This window comes from Mycobacterium sp. NGS54, from assembly GCF_059812465.1.
Genome location: NZ_JCALCS010000011.1, coordinates 54,021 through 73,362, shown reverse-complemented (window position 1 = coordinate 73,362; position 19,342 = coordinate 54,021). Strand labels below are relative to the sequence as shown.

General features: G+C 67.2%; 17 protein-coding genes and 1 pseudogene. 14 read left to right on the top strand and 4 right to left on the bottom strand.

Annotated features, from left to right (window positions below; translation table 11 throughout):
* Window positions 1-85: 85 nt before the first annotated feature.
* The 4 genes from AC5Y5E_RS29300 to AC5Y5E_RS29285 are packed head-to-tail and all read left to right on the top strand — an operon-like array spanning window position 86 to window position 4,275.
* Entirely contained in the window at window positions 86-1,783 is a 1,698-nt protein-coding gene (locus AC5Y5E_RS29300) for a circularly permuted type 2 ATP-grasp protein (protein WP_499907348.1), read from the top strand.
* A complete protein-coding gene (locus tag AC5Y5E_RS29295; RefSeq protein ID WP_499907346.1) occupies window positions 1,783-2,760 on the top strand; it encodes an alpha-E domain-containing protein in 978 nt (325 codons plus the stop codon). Before AC5Y5E_RS29300 ends, AC5Y5E_RS29295 begins: the two co-directional genes overlap by 1 nt.
* Entirely contained in the window at window positions 2,760-3,599 is an 840-nt protein-coding gene (locus AC5Y5E_RS29290) for a transglutaminase family protein (protein ID WP_499907344.1), read from the top strand. Before AC5Y5E_RS29295 ends, AC5Y5E_RS29290 begins: the two co-directional genes overlap by 1 nt.
* Window positions 3,600-3,609: 10 nt before the next feature.
* Window positions 3,610-4,275, top strand: a complete 666-nt coding sequence (locus AC5Y5E_RS29285) for a hypothetical protein (RefSeq protein WP_499907342.1) — start codon at window positions 3,610-3,612, stop codon at window positions 4,273-4,275.
* A 7-nt stretch (window positions 4,276-4,282) separates the two neighbouring features.
* Here the strand turns inward: AC5Y5E_RS29285 and AC5Y5E_RS29280 are convergent, their stop codons facing one another.
* A complete protein-coding gene (locus AC5Y5E_RS29280; protein WP_499907340.1) occupies window positions 4,283-5,125 on the bottom strand; it encodes a ribonuclease Z in 843 nt (280 codons plus the stop codon).
* A gap of 171 nt (window positions 5,126-5,296) precedes the next feature.
* Here AC5Y5E_RS29280 and AC5Y5E_RS29275 point away from each other — a divergent pair, with 171 nt between their 5' ends.
* Window positions 5,297-5,725, top strand: a complete 429-nt coding sequence (locus AC5Y5E_RS29275; RefSeq protein WP_499907338.1) for a CBS domain-containing protein — start codon at window positions 5,297-5,299, stop codon at window positions 5,723-5,725.
* A gap of 6 nt (window positions 5,726-5,731) precedes the next feature.
* Here AC5Y5E_RS29275 and AC5Y5E_RS29270 read toward each other — a convergent pair whose 3' ends face one another.
* Window positions 5,732-6,310: a type II toxin-antitoxin system PemK/MazF family toxin gene (locus AC5Y5E_RS29270; protein ID WP_499907336.1), complete on the bottom strand. Its 579-nt coding sequence runs from the start codon at window positions 6,308-6,310 to the stop codon at window positions 5,732-5,734.
* Here AC5Y5E_RS29270 and lepA point away from each other — a divergent pair.
* From lepA to AC5Y5E_RS29250, 4 genes and pseudogenes are all read left to right on the top strand, one after another.
* Window positions 6,292-8,275 (top strand): annotated as a pseudogene (lepA, locus tag AC5Y5E_RS29265) (translation elongation factor 4). The gene AC5Y5E_RS29270 and the pseudogene lepA sit on opposite strands and share 19 nt — an antisense overlap.
* A 2-nt stretch (window positions 8,276-8,277) precedes the next feature.
* On the top strand, window positions 8,278-9,045 hold the full coding sequence (locus AC5Y5E_RS29260) for a sensor domain-containing protein (RefSeq protein ID WP_499907334.1): 768 nt from the start codon (window positions 8,278-8,280) through the stop codon (window positions 9,043-9,045).
* Window positions 9,046-9,235: 190 nt separating this feature from the next.
* Complete coding sequence (locus tag AC5Y5E_RS29255; RefSeq protein WP_499907333.1) at window positions 9,236-9,970, top strand: sensor domain-containing protein; 735 nt, start codon at window positions 9,236-9,238, stop codon at window positions 9,968-9,970.
* Window positions 9,971-10,197: 227 nt separating this feature from the next.
* Complete coding sequence (locus tag AC5Y5E_RS29250) at window positions 10,198-10,893, top strand: sensor domain-containing protein (RefSeq protein ID WP_499907331.1); 696 nt, start codon at window positions 10,198-10,200, stop codon at window positions 10,891-10,893.
* Window positions 10,894-10,902: 9 nt separating this feature from the next.
* Here AC5Y5E_RS29250 and AC5Y5E_RS29245 read toward each other — a convergent pair whose 3' ends face one another.
* Entirely contained in the window at window positions 10,903-12,954 is a 2,052-nt protein-coding gene (locus AC5Y5E_RS29245) for a glycoside hydrolase family 15 protein (RefSeq protein WP_499907329.1), read from the bottom strand.
* Window positions 12,955-13,037: 83 nt separating this feature from the next.
* On the opposite strand from AC5Y5E_RS29245, the gene AC5Y5E_RS29240 reads away from it, so the two are divergent.
* The 5 genes from AC5Y5E_RS29240 to AC5Y5E_RS29220 all read left to right on the top strand — a co-directional run bounded on the left by AC5Y5E_RS29240 (window position 13,038) and on the right by AC5Y5E_RS29220 (window position 17,340).
* A complete protein-coding gene (locus tag AC5Y5E_RS29240) occupies window positions 13,038-13,232 on the top strand; it encodes a hypothetical protein (RefSeq protein ID WP_499907520.1) in 195 nt (64 codons plus the stop codon).
* Window positions 13,233-13,541: 309 nt separating this feature from the next.
* Window positions 13,542-14,579: a sulfate ABC transporter substrate-binding protein gene (locus AC5Y5E_RS29235; protein ID WP_499907327.1), complete on the top strand. Its 1,038-nt coding sequence runs from the start codon at window positions 13,542-13,544 to the stop codon at window positions 14,577-14,579.
* Complete coding sequence (cysT, locus tag AC5Y5E_RS29230; protein WP_499907326.1) at window positions 14,576-15,415, top strand: sulfate ABC transporter permease subunit CysT; 840 nt, start codon at window positions 14,576-14,578, stop codon at window positions 15,413-15,415. The genes AC5Y5E_RS29235 and cysT overlap by 4 nt, the downstream gene beginning before the upstream one ends.
* Window positions 15,415-16,236, top strand: coding sequence for a sulfate ABC transporter permease subunit CysW (gene cysW, locus AC5Y5E_RS29225; RefSeq protein ID WP_499907324.1), 822 nt, complete (start codon window positions 15,415-15,417; stop codon window positions 16,234-16,236). Before cysT ends, cysW begins: the two co-directional genes overlap by 1 nt.
* A 15-nt stretch (window positions 16,237-16,251) precedes the next feature.
* Window positions 16,252-17,340 carry a sulfate/molybdate ABC transporter ATP-binding protein gene (locus AC5Y5E_RS29220; RefSeq protein WP_499907322.1) on the top strand — a complete coding sequence of 363 codons (1,089 nt, stop codon included), beginning with the start codon at window positions 16,252-16,254 and terminating at the stop codon, window positions 17,338-17,340.
* A 17-nt stretch (window positions 17,341-17,357) separates the two neighbouring features.
* Here AC5Y5E_RS29220 and AC5Y5E_RS29215 read toward each other — a convergent pair whose 3' ends face one another.
* Window positions 17,358-19,292 carry a gamma-glutamyltransferase family protein gene (locus tag AC5Y5E_RS29215; RefSeq protein ID WP_499907320.1) on the bottom strand — a complete coding sequence of 645 codons (1,935 nt, stop codon included), beginning with the start codon at window positions 19,290-19,292 and terminating at the stop codon, window positions 17,358-17,360.
* Window positions 19,293-19,342 lie beyond the last annotated feature (50 nt).

Sequence of the window (19,342 nt, the reverse complement as noted above, 5' to 3'; positions counted from 1 at the left end):
GCCCAGGTTATCAGTCGGTTACGTTTTCTCCCAAAACGGGAACCCGTGGCCTGCCAGAATGTCGATGTGAGGCAGCATCTGAAAAGTGAGTTTTCAACTGGAGAAAACCAGGCGTGGATCCCGCGGTGCCAAGCGTTCTGAGGTGCGCTTCGAACGGATTTTCAGCGGCTACAACCTGACGTCGGACGCCTACGCGCTGGCCTTCGACGAGATGTTCGACGCCCAGGGCAATGTCCGCGGCCCGTACAAGGGCATCTACGCCGAGCTGGTGCCGTCGGACGCCTCAGACCTGGAAGCCCGCTCCGAAGCGCTGGCCCGTGCCTTCATCGACCAGGGCATCACCTTCTCCCTGTCCGGCCAGGAGCGACCGTTCCCGCTCGACCTGGTGCCGCGGGTGATCTCGGCGGCCGAATGGACTCGGCTGGAGCGCGGCATCATCCAGCGCGTCAAGGCCCTCGAGATGTACCTGGACGACATCTACGGCGATCAGGAGATCCTGAATGACGGCGTCATCCCGCGCCGGCTGATCACGTCCTGTGAACACTTTCACCGACAGGCATTCGGCATCGTCCCGCCCAACGGCGTGCGCATCCACGTAGCCGGCATCGACCTGATCAAGGACGAGAAGGGCACCTGGCGGGTGCTCGAGGACAACCTGCGCTCGCCGTCAGGGGTGTCCTACGTGATGGAAAACCGGCGCACCATGGCGCGGGTCTTCCCCAACCTGTTCGCGACCCACCGGGTGCGCGCCGTCGACGACTACGCCTCGCACCTGCTGCGCGCGCTGCGCAACTCCGCGGCCACCAACGAGGCCGACCCGACCGTCGTGGTGCTGACCCCTGGCGTCTACAACTCGGCCTATTTCGAGCATTCGCTGCTGGCCCGGCAGATGGGCGTCGAGCTCGTCGAGGGGCGCGACCTCTTTTGCCGGGACAACCAGGTCTACATGCGCACCACCGAGGGCGAAACCCAGGTGGACGTCATCTACCGGCGCATCGACGACATCTTCCTGGACCCGCTGCAGTTCCGTGCTGACTCGGTGCTCGGGGTCGCCGGTCTGGTCAATGCCGCGCGCGCCGGCAACGTCGTCATCTCCAGCGCGATCGGCAATGGCGTCGGGGACGACAAGCTCGTCTACACCTACGTGCCCACCATGATCGAGTACTACCTGGGTGAGAAACCGTTGCTGGCCAACGTGGAGACCTTCCGTTGCTGGCTCGCCGACGAACGCGAGGAGGTGCTCGACCGGGTCAACGAGTTGGTCATCAAGCCGGTCGAGGGGTCCGGCGGGTACGGAATCGTGTTCGGGCCTGACGCCTCCGAAAAGGAGTTGGCCGCCGTTAGCAAGAAGATCCGCGACGATCCGCGCAGCTGGATCGCGCAGCCGATGATGGAGCTGTCGACGGTGCCGACGCAGATCGACAGCTCGCTGGCTCCGCGGTACGTCGACCTGCGTCCGTTTGCGGTCAACGACGGTGACGAGGTCTGGGTGTTGCCGGGCGGTCTAACGCGGGTGGCGCTGGAGGAGGGCTCGCGGGTGGTGAACTCCAGCCAAGGGGGTGGCTCGAAAGACACGTGGGTGCTGGCGTCGTCGCGCGCGTCGGCGGCCGACCGCGAGCTGGGGGCCGCCGAGGTGGTGCGTTCGCTGCCGAAATCAAAGGCGAGCGTTGACAATTCGACTCAGCAGCAGTCGAACGGCGACCACCCCCGCGAGTCCGCACCGCCGAAGAAGAAGCACAAACAGCAACAAGAGCAACACCAGCAGCGAGGGGTGGTCCACTGATGTTGGCCCGCAACGCCGAAGCGCTCTATTGGATCGGTCGCTACGTCGAGCGGGCGGACGACACCGCACGGATTCTGGACGTGGCGCTCCATCAATTGCTGGAAGATTCGAGCGTCGATCCCGACCAGGCATCACGGGTGTTGTTGCGGGTGCTCGGCGTCGAGGCCCCCGACGACGAATTGGACGTCTGGTCGCTGACGGATCTGGTGGCCTACAACACCGACGACCGTGGCGGCACGTCGATCGTCGAGGCGATCACGGCGGCGCGTGAGAACGCGAAGTCGGCGCGGGAAGTGACCTCCATCGAGATCTGGGAGTGCCTCAACACCACCTACAACGCCTTACCCGAACGCCAACGCGCTGCCAAACGCCTCGGGCCGCATGAATTTCTGTCGTTCATCGAGGGCCGGGCGGCGATGTTCGCCGGCCTGGCCGACTCCACCTTGTCTCGTGACGACGGATACCGCTTCATGGTGCTGGGCCGCGCGATCGAGCGCGTCGACATGACGGTGCGGCTCCTGCTGTCGCGGGTGGGCGACAGTGCGTCCTCGCCGGCGTGGGTGACGCTGTTGCGTTCGGCCGGCGCGCACGACACCTATCTGCGTACCTACCGCGGCGCGCTGGACGCCGGTCGAGTGGTCGAGTTCATGTTGCTCGACCGACTGTTCCCTCGATCGGTGTTCTACTCGCTGCGGCTGGCCGAACACAGCATCGAAGAGCTGGTGCACAACCCACAGAGTCGGGTGGGGGCCACCGTCGAAGCGCAGCGACTGCTCGGGCAGGCGCGCAGCGAACTGGAGTTCATGCCGCCCGGGGTATTGCTCGACACGCTCGAGACGCGCCTGGCCGCCCTGCAGAAGACGTGCTACGACGTCGGAGAGGCGTTGGCGCAGCAGTACTTTCACGTCACGCCGTGGGTGGCTTGGTCGGATGCCGGCCACAGTGCCGAGCTGGTTGCACGCAACGGAGACACCTGATGTGGCGGCTACGGGTGGTGCATACAACCGGATTTGCCTACCAATCGGCGGTCACGGCGTCCTACAACGAGGCCCGGCTGACCCCACAATCGGATACCCGGCAAAACGTCATCCTCAACCGGGTGGAAACCATCCCGGCGACCCGGTCCTACCGTTTCACCGATTACTGGGGCACCGCCGTCACGGCATTCGACCTGCATGCCCCGCACACCGATCTGACGGTCACGTCGTCTTCGGTCGTGGAAACCGAGCAGCCGGAGCCACCGGAAACCGATGTCCGCTGGGACGACCTGGAATCCGAGGCGGTGATCGATCGCTTCGACGAATTTCTGACTCCGACCGACCACACCCCGGATCCCAAACGGCTGCGGCCCATCTACAAGCGGCTTGCCAAAGGGGAGGAGCCCGCCGAAGCGGTTGTCGCCGCGGCCAAGTTCGTGCACGAGGAGCTGGACTATCTGCCGGGCACCACCGGCGTGCACACGTCGGGCCTCGAGGCGCTGCACGCGGGCAAGGGTGTCTGTCAGGACTTCGTTCACCTTTCGCTGATGCTGTTGCGCGGCATGGGAATTCCCGCGCGCTATGTGTCCGGATATCTGCATCCGAAAAAAGACGCCGTCGTCGGCGACACCGTGGACGGCCGCAGCCACGCCTGGTTGCAGGCCTGGATCGGCTCCTGGTGGAATTACGACCCGACCAATGAGAGCGAGATCAACGAGCAGTACGTCAGCGTGGGCGTCGGCCGCGACTACACCGACGTGTCCCCGCTGAAGGGCATCTATTCGGGCGAGGGCGCGACTGACCTCGACGTGGTCGTGGAGATCACCCGGCTGGCCTAGCGTTCAGGTCATGAACGATTCACCGGCAGGCCGAAACCTGCGGCCCCTGCTATGGCTTTCCGCGCTTTGTCTCGGCGTGCTTCTCGGCGGGATCGCCATCGGTATCGCGCTGGGCGGCGTGATGCCGCTGCCGTACGGGCAAGCGTCCGCCGTCACCGCGTACGTCCGCGCCGAGCCGCTCGCCATTCAAGTGATCGCCACCGCGGTGTTCGCGTCGTCGGTGCCGCTGGCAATCTACGCGGCGACGGCCAGCGCCGGGTTGCGGCAACTCGGCGCCCCGGGGGCCACGATCGCGCTCGCGGGCGGCATCCTGGCGGCAGGAGCCCTGGGCCTCACCGGTTTGCTGGCCTGGACGCTGTCGAGGCCGGACGTCAGCGCCGACGCCGCGTTGGTCCGCGCCGTCTACTTCCTGGTGTTTCTCCTCGGCGGCCCGGGCCACATCGTGGCGCTGGGGCTGCTGGTGGCGGGCATGGCGGTGGCCAGCCTCGTCTTGGGGTTGACGCCGCGCCCGGTGGCCTGGGCCGGCCTGGCGATCGCGGCCCTGGCCGAGTCGGCGACGCTGGTGCTGGTGTGGCCCGAACTCGGCGCTATCGTGCCCATCGCGCGGGTCTCGGGCCTGGCCTGGCTGGTGCTGGCGGGCGTGTTACTACCGTTGCGCCGCAACGACATTCGTTGAATGACGGCTACGCCCGCGGGCTGACCTCGACGCGGTGCAGGTCGTCGCCGAGCTCGATGCGGCCGCCAAATTTGGTGGCGGCCAGTGCGCGCCACTGCTCCTCCTGCCCGGGCACCGGCGCCGGCACGTAGTGCGTCATCACCAGGGTGCCCACGCCCGCTCGCTCCGCGGTCGTCGCCGCCTCCTCCACCGAGGAGTGGTAATCACAGATGTCTTGGATCCGCTGCTGCGGTATGTTGACGACGATGTCCTTGCGGATCACGGTGTGCACCAATGCGTCTGCGCCGCTTGCCAGTTCGTCCAGACCGGCGCAGGGGACCGTGTCTCCGGCCAGCACCACCGACGCGCCGCCGGATTCGATGCGGAAGCCGATGGTCGGCGCCACCGGCCGGTGGTCGGTCGGCCCGACCCGGATCGACACCCCGTCGCGGTCCCACACCGCGCCCTCGGTGCATTCGTGCACCTCGACCGCCGGCGGCGCGTTCAGATCGGCGTGATGGGCGATCCGGTAACCGATGTCGTGGCCGAATGCCTTCAGCGTCGCCGCCACGGTCTCGGCGGTGCCGGGCGGCCCGATGATCGGCAGCGGCGCGGGATCGGGCGCGAAGGTGGTGATCCAACGGGTGATCAGGAGGTCGCCCAGCTCGCCGATGTGGTCGCTGTGCAGGTGGGTGAGCAGCAGCGCCGACAACCCGGCGGCGCCCACGCCGACCGCCGCCGCGCGCTGCAGCACCCCACGCCCGCAATCCACCAGGAACACCTGCCCGCCGGCTCGCACCAGGGTCGACGGTCCGGCGCGGTTCGGGTCGGGGATGGGGCTTCCGGTGCCCAGCAGGGTGATCTCGATCATGGGTTCATCCTTGCAAGCCCGACGCATCCACAGGGGTATTTCACCGTCGGGTTTGGGCGTGGAATCCGAGGGTATGGGAGCCCGCGGTTACCGCTTTTCGTGTTGGCTTTCCCGCCGGGCGAGTTAGCCGTAGCCTGATGTGAAGCGGATCACAACCGGCTGGAGGCCTTGATGCGGATTGCGGACGTCTTGCGGAACAAGGGCGCGGCGGTGGTGACGATCAACCCCGACGCGACCGTCAAGGAGCTGCTCGCCGGCCTCGCCGAGCAGAACATCGGCGCCATGGTGGTGGTCGGCGACGAGGGCGTCGTCGGCATCGTCTCGGAGCGCGACGTCGTGCGCCAACTGCACACCCACGGCGCCAGCGTGCTCTCGCGGCCGATCTCGAAGATCATGACCGCCAACGTCGCCAGCTGCACGAAATCCGACACGGTCGATTCGTTGAGCGTGCTGATGACGAAGAACCGGGTGCGCCACGTGCCGGTGCTGGACGGCAAGAAGCTGATCGGCATCGTCAGCATCGGTGACGTGGTGAAGACCCGCATGGAGGAGCTCGAGGCCGAGCAGCAGCAGCTGCAGTCCTACATCACGCAGGGCTGACCGGGCCTAGCTCCAGGCGTAGTCCGCCCGTAGCCGGGCGGCGACGACGTCGAAGATTTCGCGATCCAGGATCGCGCCCTCGCGGCGAATGCCCTCCTCGGGCACGTCGAGCACTCGGTCCAGGCGAACCCAGCTTGCCCGGCCCTCGTAATCCCAGGCGCCGGCCCCGATCCCGACCCAGTCGCGATCACCGGCGTGGCGCTCCTGGCTGGACACCATCAGCCCGAGCAGGACGCGGCGGTCACGGCCCACGACCAGCACTGGTCGATCCTTGCCCCGCGTCGGATCGTCCTCGTAGGCCACCCACGTCCAGACGATCTCGCCGGGATCGGCCCGGCCGTCGAGGTCGGGCGCGTAGACCAGCTTTCGCGCCCGCTGGGCGGTGGGAAAACTGGTGCTGGTCACCGGGCGCCCCGCCGCGATCTCGGCCGGTGACTGTGGTGCGGCGGCGGCGATGACGTTCGCGGTGATCTTCACGGCGCGCTCGAGTTCGCGCGCGACGACCTGGGCAGTCTGCGCGTAGATCACCACATTTCGGGCGAACCGCTGCAGCGTCTTCCATTGGGATTTCCGGGGAGACGCCATATTCGCAGCATAACCGCGGGCGGCCGGGTGCGAATGTGTCCAAGTAGGTCCCGACGACCCCGCACAGATACCCTGGACATACCGCTCAGGCGGCCGCGAGCAGGCCCAGACCAGGAGATTCCCATCAGCAGTTTCGCCGACAAGACCTTCACCCCGCCGGCGCAGATTCGGAATTTCTGCATCATCGCTCACATCGACCACGGCAAGTCGACGCTGGCGGACCGGATGCTTCAGCTCACCGGCGTCGTCGACGAGCGGTCGATGCGCGCCCAGTACCTCGACAGGATGGACATCGAGCGGGAGCGCGGGATCACCATCAAGGCGCAGAACGTGCGGCTGCCCTGGAAGGTCGGGGACCAAGATTACGTCCTGCACCTGATCGACACCCCGGGTCACGTCGACTTCACCTATGAGGTGTCGCGCGCGCTGGAGGCCTGCGAGGGCGCGGTCCTGCTGGTGGACGCCGCCCAGGGCATCGAGGCGCAGACCCTGGCCAACCTGTACCTGGCGCTGGACCGTGACCTGCACATCATCCCGGTGCTCAACAAGATCGACCTGCCGGCCGCCGACCCCGACCGCTACGCGGGCGAGATCGCCCACATCATCGGCTGCGAGGCCGGGGATGTGCTGCGGGTGTCCGGCAAGACCGGGGAGGGCGTCGCCGACCTGCTCGATCACGTCGTACGTGAGGTCCCGCCGCCCGAGGGCGACGCCGACGCGCCCACCCGCGCGATGATCTTCGACTCCGTCTACGACATCTACCGCGGCGTGGTCACTTACGTGCGCGTGGTGGACGGCAAGATCACCCCGCGGGAGCGCATCGCGATGATGTCCACCGGCGCCACCCATGAACTGCTCGAGGTCGGCATCGTCTCGCCGGAACCCAAGCCCAGCGAGGGCCTCGGTGTGGGGGAGGTGGGCTACCTGATCACGGGCGTGAAGGACGTCCGGCAGTCCAAGGTCGGTGACACGGTGACGACCGCCCGCCACGGCGCCACCGAGGCGCTGACGGGCTACCGCGAACCCAAGCCGATGGTCTACTCGGGGCTGTATCCCGTCGACGGCTCGGACTACCCGGATCTGCGCGACGCCCTGGACAGGCTGCAGCTCAACGACGCCGCCCTGACCTACGAGCCGGAGACGTCGGTGGCGCTGGGCTTCGGTTTCCGCTGCGGCTTCCTGGGTCTGCTGCACATGGAGATCACCCGCGAGCGCCTGGAGCGCGAATTCGACCTGGACCTGATTTCGACATCGCCCAACGTCGTCTACCGGGTCGTCAAAGAGGACGACACGGAGATCGTGGTGACCAACCCGTCCGACTGGCCGGAGGGCAAGGTCCGCATCGTCTACGAACCCGTGGTCAAGACCACCATCATCGCGCCCAGCGAGTTCATCGGCACCATCATGGAGCTCTGCCAATCTCGGCGCGGCGAGCTCGGCGGCATGGATTACCTGTCGCCCGAGCGGGTGGAATTGCGCTACACCATGCCGCTCGGCGAGATCATCTTCGACTTCTTCGATTCCCTGAAGTCGCGCACCCGCGGCTATGCCAGCCTCGACTATGAGGAGGCGGGCGAGCAGGAGGCCGAACTGGTCAAGGTCGACATCCTGCTGCAGGGCGAGGCCGTCGACGCGTTCAGCGCGATCGTGCACAAGGATTCGGCGTACGCGTACGGCAACAAAATGACCACCAAGCTCAAGGAGCTGATCCCGCGCCAGCAGTTCGAGGTGCCGGTGCAGGCGGCGATCGGATCGAAAATCATTGCGCGCGAGAATATCCGGGCGATCCGCAAGGACGTGCTGTCCAAGTGCTACGGCGGTGACATCACCCGCAAACGCAAACTTCTGGAAAAGCAGAAGGAAGGCAAGAAGCGGATGAAGACGATCGGCCGGGTCGAGGTGCCGCAGGAGGCGTTCGTTGCCGCACTGTCCACCGACGCCGCCGGGGACAAGGGTAAGAAGTAGCCGTGCGAATAGTTGGGCCCGCGACGGCCTTGATGTTGGTCGCCGCGTTGGCCGCGGGCTGCGGCGGGGTTGTGGATGGCACGGCGAAGCCGGCGCCGAATCTGAAGCCGCGACCGCTTTCCGGCGACACCGTCAGGCGCGTCCTGCTCGACGGTGACGCCCTGTCGCGGATGCTCAACCAGCCCTTCGCCACCCGCAAGCCGGTCGAGTTCGGCGGTCCCGACGCGCTGAGCCAGAAGGACGAAACGGTATCGCCGGCCAATTGTCTCGGCGTGACGGCGATGCTGCAGAAAAGCGTCTACCAATCCGCGGACGTCAAAGACGTTGCGTCGCAGGCGTGGTGGAACAACGGCGATCCGGCGCAAGTGATCAGCGTCATCGAGGGTGTGGTGGCCCTGCCCTCCGCGGCGCAGGCCCAGGCCCTGTTCGCGCAATTCTCGCAGCAGTGGCAGCAGTGCAACGGCGCCACGACGACGGAGCAAAACGGCCCGATCAGCACGACCAACGTCATCAGCGACGTCCGCGTGCCGGATGCCTCCAAAACCATTGTCGCGGCGACCAATACCGCGACGTCGGTGCTGCCCAACATGCCACCGCTACGGCCCACGCCACAGGCGCGAGCCATTGGGGTGCAGTTGAACTGCCTCGTCGAGGTGGAGGTGGTCTTCTTCGGCGACCGGCGCCCGTCGGACCCGGGATCGGGCAACCTGGACGCCAGCGGCATCGACGTCGCGCGCGCGATGATGGACAAGGTCAGCGCCCTGAGCTGACGCCGCCCCTTATCGCGGCCTGAGACATTGCTGCCTTCCCGCTGAGGCTTCGGTGTGTCTTACTGCGCCCCGGGGTTCCCCAAAAGTAAACTTTCGGTGAACTAAAAGGAGCCGAAAGATGAATGAAGCGCATATGAGAGGTAAATCACAGCGACGATGTCCCACGCGCCTGGCACGGCGCTGGTGCAGCGTGGCGGCGCTGCTGCTCGTGATGTCGACCGCCGGCTGCGCCGCCGTTGTCGACGGCACGGCCCGCCGGGCTCCGGGCATGGCGCCGCGATCGCTGCACGGGCAAACCATCAAGCAGGTACTACTCGGTCACCGGGCGTTGTCGCGAATCCTCAACCAGTCCTTCAAGATTGACCCGCACTTCCGGCCGCGGTTCGGCGGCCCGGACGCGTTGCTGGACGACGGGTGGCTCTCGCCCGGCGACTGCCTGGGCGTCGCGTCCATGTTGCAGCGAGCCATCTATCAATCCAGCGAGGTGCGCCACGTCGCGGTGCAAACCTGGCGGCACGCGCCCAAGTCCGTTGAGGTGACCAACGTGCAGGAGGGCGTGGTCAGCCTGCCCAGCCCCGCGGACGCCCAGGCGCTGTTCGACAAATTCGCCCGGCAGTGGCAGCAATGTGATGCCACAACGATGCCCTTGTCCGGCACGGTTTTCCGGCTCAAGGCCACGATCGCAAACGTTCAGACCGCGGATTCGGTTGTGGCGGCCGACATTTCGATGGGGTTTGCCTCACGCAGCACGGATTCGGCGTCGCTCCCGTCGGGGCGTGCACTCGGTGTCCGCGGCAATTGCCTGGTCGAGGTCGAGGTCGCCTTCTTCGGTAACACGCAGCCGTCCGAGCGCGGCGCCGATCCACGGGCCCGTGCCGTCGACATCGCGCACGCCATCCTGGACAACGTCGGCGCGCTGAGCTGAGGCGTCGACCTCGCGAGAGCCTGAGACATTACTGGATTTCGGCTGTGCCTTCGGTACTGCTTGCGGCGCCAGCGTCGACCCCGAACTTAAACTGCGGGCAAGCAGAAGTTCAGGCGAGACGGATAAGGACTACGTGGGCCGTGTTTCCGGGGTGGCTTGGGAAAAGCATTCGGTTGCTCGCCGTGTCGCTGACCGCCGTGACTCTGGCCGCCGGGTGCGCCCCACGCGTGGACGGCGCGGCCAAGCCGATGCCCGGCCCGACGCCCCGATCGCTCACCGGGCAGAGCGTCGACCACGCGTTGCTCGGCACCAGGACGCTATCGCGAATCCTCAAGCAGTCCTTGGACATCGACCCTCGGGTTCCGCCACGATTCGGTGGCTCCGAGCAGTTGCAGGACGCTGGATCGGCCCTGCCGGACGAGTGTCTGGGCGTCGGGGCAATGCTGCAGCAAAACGTCTACCCAGCCAGCGAGGTCGAGGAGGTCGCGGTCGAGACGTGGCGGCACGCCGCATTGCCCGCCGAGGTGACCGGTGTGCAAGAGGGCGTGGTCAGCCTGCCGACGGCCGCTGATGCCAACGCGCTTTTCGCGGCGTTTTCTCGGCAATGGCGGCAATGCGATGGCGCGACGACATCCCTGCCCGGCAGCGTATTCCGGCTCAGGGGCAAAATCAGCGACGTCCAGGTTTCCAGTTCCGTTCTGGCGGCGACCGTTTCGACGGGATGGACATCGAGGGACGCGGAGAACGATTCGGAAACGATCCCGGCGGGGCGTGCCATCGGCCTCCGGGGCAATTGCCTCATCGAGGTGGAGGTCGACTTCTTCAATTCCGCGAGCGGCTCGCGCCGTGGACCAAGCGATTTCGACAACGCGGCCACCGACCTCGCGCGGGCGATGATGGAGAAGATCGGCGCGCTGATCTGACGCGGTGTGCTATACCGGCGCGTTGGCCGGCTGGAACGTCCCCGAACCGTCGGCCTCCTCCTCGGCCCGGATGACGTGGACCACGGCGTTGATCAGGGCCAGGTGGGTGAACGCCTGCGGGAAGTTGCCCAGGTGCCGCCCGGTGCGCGGCTCGATCTCCTCGGCGTAGAGGTGCAGCGGGCTGGCATAGGACAGCAGCCGCTCGCACAGCCGCTTGGCGCGATTCACCTCGCCGATCTCGACCAGCGCGGACACCAACCAGAAGGAGCAGATCGTGAACGTGCCCTCCTCGCCGGACAGCCCGTCGTCGGTCTGCTCGACCCGGTAGCGCAGCACCAGGCCTTCCTCGGTGAGTTCGTTGGCGATCGCCAGCACGGTGTTGCGGACACGCGGGTCGTCGGGCGGCAGGAACCGGGTCAGCACCACCAGCAGCAGCGAGGCGTCCAGCGCGTCGCTGCCGTAGCGCTGGGTGAACACGCCGCGGGAGTCCACGCCGTGCTCGAGGATGTCGTTCTTGATCTCCTCGGCGATGGCCCGCCACTGCTGGGCGTAGCTCTTCTCGCCCTGCCGCTCGGCGAGCTTGGACCCGCGGTCGAGCGCCACCCAGCACATCACCTTCGACGACGTGAAATGCTGCGGCTCCCCGCGCACCTCCCAGATTCCGCGGTCGGGCTCGCGCCAGTGCTTGATCGCCTCTTCCACCTGCTTCTTCAGCACCGGCCAGAGGGTCTCCGGGATCTGCTCGCGCGACTTGGCGTGCAGGTAGAACGAGTCCAGGATCGAGCCCCAGATATCGTGCTGAACCTGGTCGTAGGCGCCGTTGCCGATCCGCACCGGCCGAGCGTGGTCGTAACCGGAGAGATGGTGCAGCTCCTCTTCGACCAGGCTGCGCTCGCCGCCGACGCCATACATCACCTGCAGCGGGTGGCGCTCGTTGCTGTTGGCGCCGGAAACGTCGGCGATGAAGGCGAAGAAGTCGTCGGCCTCGCGGTCGAGCCCCAGCGTGTAGAGGCCCCACAGCGCGAACGTCGAGTCGCGGACCCAGGCATAGCGATAGTCCCAGTTGCGTTCGCCGTGCGGCGTCTCGGGCAACGACGTGGTGCTGGCGGCCAGCAGCGCGCCGGTCGGCGAATACGTCAGACCCTTCAGCGTGAGCGCGCTGCGCTGCAGGTAGGCGCGCCACGGGTGGTCGGGGAAGTTGCCGATGTTGATCCACTGCCGCCAGCACTCGGTGGTCTGCCACATCTTGTCGGCGGCCTCTTCGTAGGTCTGCGGCGCCGGGTGCTTCGTCCAGCTCAGGGCGACGAACACGTCGTCGCCCTCTTTCATCCGGGTGCGCGCCCGCGCTTCCCGGCCCTCCAGCCCAATACGCAGGTTGGTGGTCAGCCGCAGCGTCGGGTGCGCGTCGGGCTGTTTGCTGGCGCGCGCGATGGCCTCGCCGTAGGCGTTGGCCGAGTACTCCCAGCTGACGCCGACGCGATGGTAGTCGAAGGCCGGCTCGCAGCTCATCATCAGCTCGACCGTGCCGCTGACGCAGCGAACCGTGCGCAGCAGGATGTGCTCGGCGTCCCAGTCCATCGGGGTGCGGCGATGGGTTCGCGAGCGGCGCTCGATGTCGTGCCACGGGCCCATCACCAGCGCGTCACGCACGATCAGCCACCCGGTATGGGTTTGCCAGGTGGTCTCCATGATCAGGCTGCCCGGCAGGTAGCGGCGCGCCGACGGCACCGAGACGCCGTAGGGGCCCAGCCGGAAGTGGCCGGCGCTACGGTCCAGGATCGCGCCGAACACACTGGGGGAGTCGGGTCGGGGCACGCACAGCCATTCGACCGACCCGGCGGGGGAGATCAGGCACGTCGTCTCCCAGTCGGAGAGGAACGAGTAGTCGGCGATCGGCGGAAACGGGTTCCGCAGCGACGTGCTGGGCGCGAGCGGCGCGGGCGCGCTGAAATCGATCGGCGAAGCCAGCGCCGTTTCGGGAGGCGCCTCGAACGCTTCCAGGGGTGCCTCCGCGGGAGCGCCGTCGGCCGGCTGGTCGGCGGGTTGGGCGTGCAGGACCATGCCGACATCATCGACTGTCAACCTGCCCGGCGTCCAATGTTTCCATTAGGTGTCGGGGTGCCGTGGCGAATAGTGTGAGCCGGGTGGGCGGGTTCCTGAATTGGTGGGACGGCAACGAGCTGTGGCTCTCGGGCCTCGCGTTTGTGCTGCAAGCCATGATCGTGATGCCCGTCGTTTTGGCGGTGGCCTACGTCACGGCCGGCCTGCTGGACCGCCTGCTCGGAAGGGGCATCAAGTTGATGCGCCGCCTTCGGCACGCCGATGGGGCGCCCGGGTAACGCGCATGCCTCGGTCGCACGTGACATTGATTCTGGTCACGCTGGTGGTGCTGGTGATCGTCACATGGCTAGCGACGCACTGACGCTGAAGCCGGCGCGCGGTGGCGGCCCGGCGAATTCCTGTTAGGCTTCGCGACATGCACATGGCAACCGGCGTCGTGGAATGCGCCGTCGTTGTGCACTGTTGTCGCTGACTCCCACCCGTGCGCGGTTTGGTAGGAGTCGTCGACTCTCCTGAAGTCGTATCGCCTTTCCGCTACAACGGGATCCCGAAAGTCGTCCCGCTTGAACAGCAATGAAAGGCCACCAATGCTCACCGACATCGGCAGCCCTGCGCGCTGGCGGCCTGTCGTCTTACTCGCGCTGATCGTCGGTGTCGTCGCCGCCTGCCAGGGCGGCCCCAGCGACGTCGTTGGCGGCAGCGGCCCCAGCAACGCGCATGCGAGTCTCACCCTGGTCGCCTATTCGGCCCCAGAACCCGGTTGGAGCAAGGTGATTCCCGCCTTCAACGCCTCCGAGGAGGGCAAGGGCATCCAGGTGATCACCTCGTACGGTGCCTCCGGGGACCAGTCCCGCGGCGTGGCCGAGGGCAAGCCGGCCGACCTCGTCAACTTCTCGGTCGAGCCCGACGTCACCCGGTTGGTCAAGGCGGGCAAGGTTTCCAAGGACTGGAACACCGACGCCACCAAAGGAATCCCGTTCGGGTCGGTGGTCTCGCTGGTGGTGCGCAAGGGCAATCCGAAGAACATCAAGGACTGGGATGACCTGCTGCGGCCCGGCATCGAGGTCATCACGCCGAGCCCGCTGAGTTCGGGGTCGGCCAAATGGAATTTGCTCGCCCCGTACGCCGTCAAGAGTGAGGGCGGCGCCAACGGTCAGGCCGGCATCGACTTCATCCATAAGTTGGTGAGCGAACACGTGAAACTGCGTCCCGGCTCGGGCCGGGAAGCCACCGACGTCTTCGTCCAGGGCAGCGGTGACGTGTTGATCAGCTACGAGAACGAGGCCATCGCGACCGAGCGGACGGGCAAGCCGGTCGAGCACGTCAACCCGCCGCAGACGTTCAAGATCGAGAATCCGCTGGCGGTGGTGACCACCAGCCCGCACCTGGACGCCGCCGTCGCGTTCAAGAACTTCCAATACACCGTGGCGGCGCAGAAGGTGTGGGCCCAGGCGGGCTTCCGGCCGGTCGACCCCGCCGTCGCCGCCGATTTCCGGGACCAGTTCCCCGCACCGGCGAAGCTGTGGACGATCGCCCAACTCGGCGGCTGGGGCACGGTGGACCCGCAGCTTTTCGACAAGAACACCGGCAGCATCACCAAGATCTACACGAAGGCCACCGGATGACGGCCACCGTTACGCCGGATCCCGCCCGGGTCACCTGGCGCCCCCGCGGAGCGGGCACCACATCGTTGCGGGTCGGCGTGGCGACGCTGTGGCTGTCGGTGATCGTGCTGCTGCCACTGGCGGCCATCGCGTGGCAGGCCGCCGGCGGCGGCTGGCACGCATTCTGGCTCGCCGTCACGTCGAACGCCGCGTTGGAATCGTTCCGGGTGACGCTCACCATCTCCGCCGGGGTGACGGCGGTCAACCTGATCTTCGGGCTGGTGATCGCGTGGATGCTGGTGCGCGACGACTTCTTCGGCAAGCGGCTCGTCGACGCCATCATCGACCTGCCGTTCGCGCTGCCGACCATCGTCGCCAGCCTGGTGATGCTGGCCCTGTACGGAAACAACAGCCCGGTGGGGCTGCACCTGCAGCACACCGCGTGGGGCGTGGCGGTGGCGCTGGCCTTCGTCACGCTGCCGTTCGTGGTGCGCGCCGTCCAGCCGGTGCTGCTGGAGATCGATCGCGAAACCGAGGAGGCGGCCGCGTCGCTGGGAGCCAGTGGCCCGAAGATCTTCACCTCGGTGGTGCTGCCGTCGCTGACCCCGGCCCTGTTATCCGGTGCGGGCCTGGCGTTCTCGCGAGCGATCGGCGAATTCGGTTCGGTGGTGCTGATCGGCGGCGCGGTGCCGGGCAAGACCGAAGTGTCCTCCCAGTGGATACGCACGCTGATCGAGAACGACGACCGCACCGGTGCCGCCGCGATATCCATTGTGCTGCTCGCTATTTCCTTCGTCGTGCTGTTCGTCCTACGGCTCGTGGGCGGGCGCGCGGCCAAACGCGAGGAGTTGGATTGATGACGGCGTCGTCGACGAGGTCTCGCTACCTCATCCGATTCCTCGGGCTCGCGTACGTCTTGGTGTTGCTCGTCGTTCCCGTTTCGCTGATCCTGTGGCGGACGTTTCGGCCCGGGATCGGTCAATTCTTCGACTGGGTGAGCACGCCGGCGGCGGTGTCTGCGCTGAATCTGACGCTGCTGGTGGTGGCCATCGTGGTGCCGCTCAACGTGGTTTTCGGGATTCCGACCGCGCTGGTGCTGGCGCGCAACCGTTTTCGCGGTAAGGGCGTGCTGCAGGCGGTCATCGACCTGCCGTTCGCGGTCTCGCCCGTCATCGTCGGTGTGGCGTTGATCCTGCTGTGGGGGGCGGGCGGCGCCTTCGGGTTCGTCGAAAACAACCTCGGCCTCAAGATCATCTTCGGGCTACCGGGCATCGTGCTGGCCAGCATCTTCGTCACGCTGCCGTTCGTGGTGCGCGAGGTGGAGCCGGTGCTGCACGAGTTGGGAACCGACCAGGAGGAGGCGGCGGCCACCCTGGGTTCGAGTTGGTGGCAGACGTTTTGGCGGATCACGCTGCCGTCCATCCGGTGGGGACTGACCTACGGCATCGTGCTGACCGTCGCGCGCACGCTCGGCGAATTCGGCGCGGTGATCATCGTGTCGTCCAACCTGCCGGGAAAGTCGCAAACGCTGACGCTGCTGGTCGCGGACCGGTACAACCGCGGGGCCGAATACGGCGCCTACGCGCTCTCGACGCTGCTGATGGGGGTGGCCGTGCTGGTCCTCATCTTCCAGCTGGTTCTCGACGTCCGCCGGGCACGAGCGACCAAGCAAGCCTGACAAGGAGACTCGCAGATGACAGACAACCCGACCGAGCGCCGCGAGCACGCGATCACGGTGCGGGACGCCTATAAGCGTTATGGCGATTTTGTGGCGCTGGATCATGTGGATTTTGTGGTGCCCAAGGGGTCGTTGACGGCGTTGTTGGGTCCCAGTGGGTCGGGCAAGTCGACGTTGTTGCGCGCGATTGCGGGGCTGGATCACCCGGATAGCGGCACGGTGACGATCAATGGGCGTGATGTGACGGGGGTGCCGCCGCAGCGGCGCGGTATCGGGTTTGTGTTTCAGCATTATGCGGCGTTCAAGCACCTGACGGTGCGTGACAACGTGGCTTATGGGTTGAAGATCCGCAAGCGGCCCAAGGCCGAGGTCAAGGAGAAGGTGGACAACCTGTTGGAGGTGGTGGGGCTCAGTGGGTTTCAGACCCGCTATCCCAATCAGCTCTCCGGGGGTCAGCGTCAGCGCATGGCGTTGGCGCGGGCGCTGGCGGTCGATCCGCAGGTGTTGTTGCTCGATGAGCCGTTCGGGGCGCTGGATGCCAAGGTGCGTGAGGATTTGCGGGCGTGGTTGCGCCGGTTGCATGACGAGGTGCATGTGACCACGGTGTTGGTGACCCACGATCAGCAGGAGGCGCTGGATGTGGCCGATCGGATCGCGGTGCTCAACAAGGGCCGCATCGAGCAGGTCGGCTCGCCCACCGACGTCTATGACTCCCCGGCGAGTTCTTTCGTGATGTCCTTCCTTGGTGCGGTGTCCGAGCTCAACGGCGCGCTGGTGCGCCCGCATGACATACGGGTGGGCCGCAAGCCCGACATGGCGGTGGCCACCGCCGATGCCACGGCCGAGTCCATCGGGGTGGTGCGCGCGACCGTGGATCGGGTGGTCACACTGGGCTTCGAGGTCCGCGTGGAACTGACCAGCGCGGCCACCGGCGGCCCGTTTACCGCCCAGATCACCCGCGGCGACGCCGAAGCCCTGGCGCTACGCGACGGTGACACCGTCTACGTGCGCGCCACCCGCGTGCCACCCCTCCCGAGCGACGTGGTTCCCGGTGGCGGAGTCGGCGACACGGACGAGGATCAGAGCACGCTGACGTCGGCCTGAGTCACGCGGAGCCAGCGTTATCCGTTGTCGCCCATGACCGCACCCTCGCGGCGCGGGTCGGCGCCCCCGGTCCAGGTCGATGAGCTGCGGGTGATCGCCGACAGACCGCTGGACTGGTCGGCCAGGTTGACCTGGTGTCCCAGGGCGCGCAGGCCAGCCACCAGCGGGTCATGATCGCCGTTGTCGGACGTGTTGATCTCGGGGTCTTCGCCGCCGACGTTGGTCGGTGGTGAGTTCTGCGCACCGAAATCGACCAGCGACACCGCCTGCTGCGGGTCCAGGCCCCAATCCAGCATCCCCACAAGCGTTTTCACGACGAACTGGATGATCGTCGAACCGCCGGGCGATCCCGTCACCGCGTACAGCGCGCCGCGTCCCGTCGGCGAGGAGTCGAACACCAGCGTCGGCGCCATCGAGCTTCGCGGCCGTTTGCCGGGCTGCACGCGGTTGGCGGCGGGCGATCCCTCGGCCGCGCGGGGGTCGGCCGCGAAATCGGTGAGCTGGTTGTTCAGCACGAACCCGTCGACCAGGTGGAACGAACCGAACGTCGCCTCGACGGTCGTCGTGAGCGCGGCCGCGTTGCCGTAGGAGTCGATGACGCTGACGTGGCTGGTGCCGTGCTCGGTCCCGGGCGGTGCGACGTCGGTGGGTGTGCCGAAGTCTCCCGGTTTGGCGGTTCCCATGCTGCGCTGCGGTGAAATCAGCGCGGCGCGTCCGGCCAGATAGCCCGGGTCGATCAGCGCAGCGAGGGAACCGCCGGGCATTCCGACGAAATCGGGGTCCGCGACGTACTTGTCGCGGTCGGCGTAGGCCATCCGCTCGGCTTCGGAGACCAGGTGAACACCCATCACGCTCGGGCGACCGCCGTTGAGGTCGACGTTGGTGGGCGGATACTGGCCCATCGGGAAGTGCTCGAGGATTCCCAGCGTGGCGGCCACCGTGACGCCGCCCGACGACGGCGCGGGCATGCCGCAGATCTGCCGGCCGCGATACGTCATGCACAACGGGTCGCGCCGCTTGGCGACGTAGCCCGCCAGGTCCTCCTCGGTTATCAGGCTCGGCGTGCGGCCGTCCGAGGTGTCCCGTGCCGCCGCGACGATGTCGTGGGCGATGTCGCCGGTGTAGAAGGCGTTGGCGCCCGCGGAGGCGATGGCGGACAGGGTCTTCGAGTACGCAGGGTTGGTCAGCCGCGTCCCCGAGGCCTTGGGGACGCCGTCCGGGTTGAGCAGGTATCCGCGCGCCTGCGGGTCAACGCGCAGTGCTGCCGCCGAGTCGGCGATGGCGGCGGCCATGCGGGGGCTGATGTCGAATCCGTTGTCCGCCAACGCCGTCGCGGGGGCGAAGAGATCGCGCCACGGCAGGTGCCCGTGGTCGTTGTGCACGAGTTCGAGCAGCCGCGGAATGCCCGGGACCCCGATCGATCGTCCGGAGGCTCGCGCGTCGGGCATGGGCGCGCCGTGGTCGGCGTCGCTGACCCAGCGCAGGTAGTTCTCGCTTGCCGCCGCGGGGGCCACCTCGCGGCCGTCGTAGGCCTGAACGGAACCGGCGCGGGCGTCGTAATACAGCGCGAATCCGCCGCCGCCCAGGCCCGACGACTGCGGTTCGACCAACCCCAGCACCGCCTGGGCGGCCACCAGGGCGTCGGCTGCCGTGCCGCCGTCGCGCAACACCCGGCACGCCGCCTGGGTCGACAGCGGGTTGGCGGTGGCCACGGCGTAGCGCGCCGTTCGCACGACGGTCATGTCGCGGCGGTAGCCGGTCGCGTTCTCGGGGTTCGTCGCGATGCCTGCCGAAACCGAAGGCGCCGAAGGCTTTTGGGGAACGGGTGTGCCGTTGGGCACGATCTCACAGGGACCCGTCGAGGCCGGCGTCGCCGCGTTCCTGCCGCCGCCACACCCGGCCAGGCCCACCACCAGCGCGGCCAGCAAAGCTCCAATCGAGCGGGTGTTCAAGCCACGAAGTTTACGGGAAAGTTCGGGCCTCCACGATGCGCGCCGAGGCG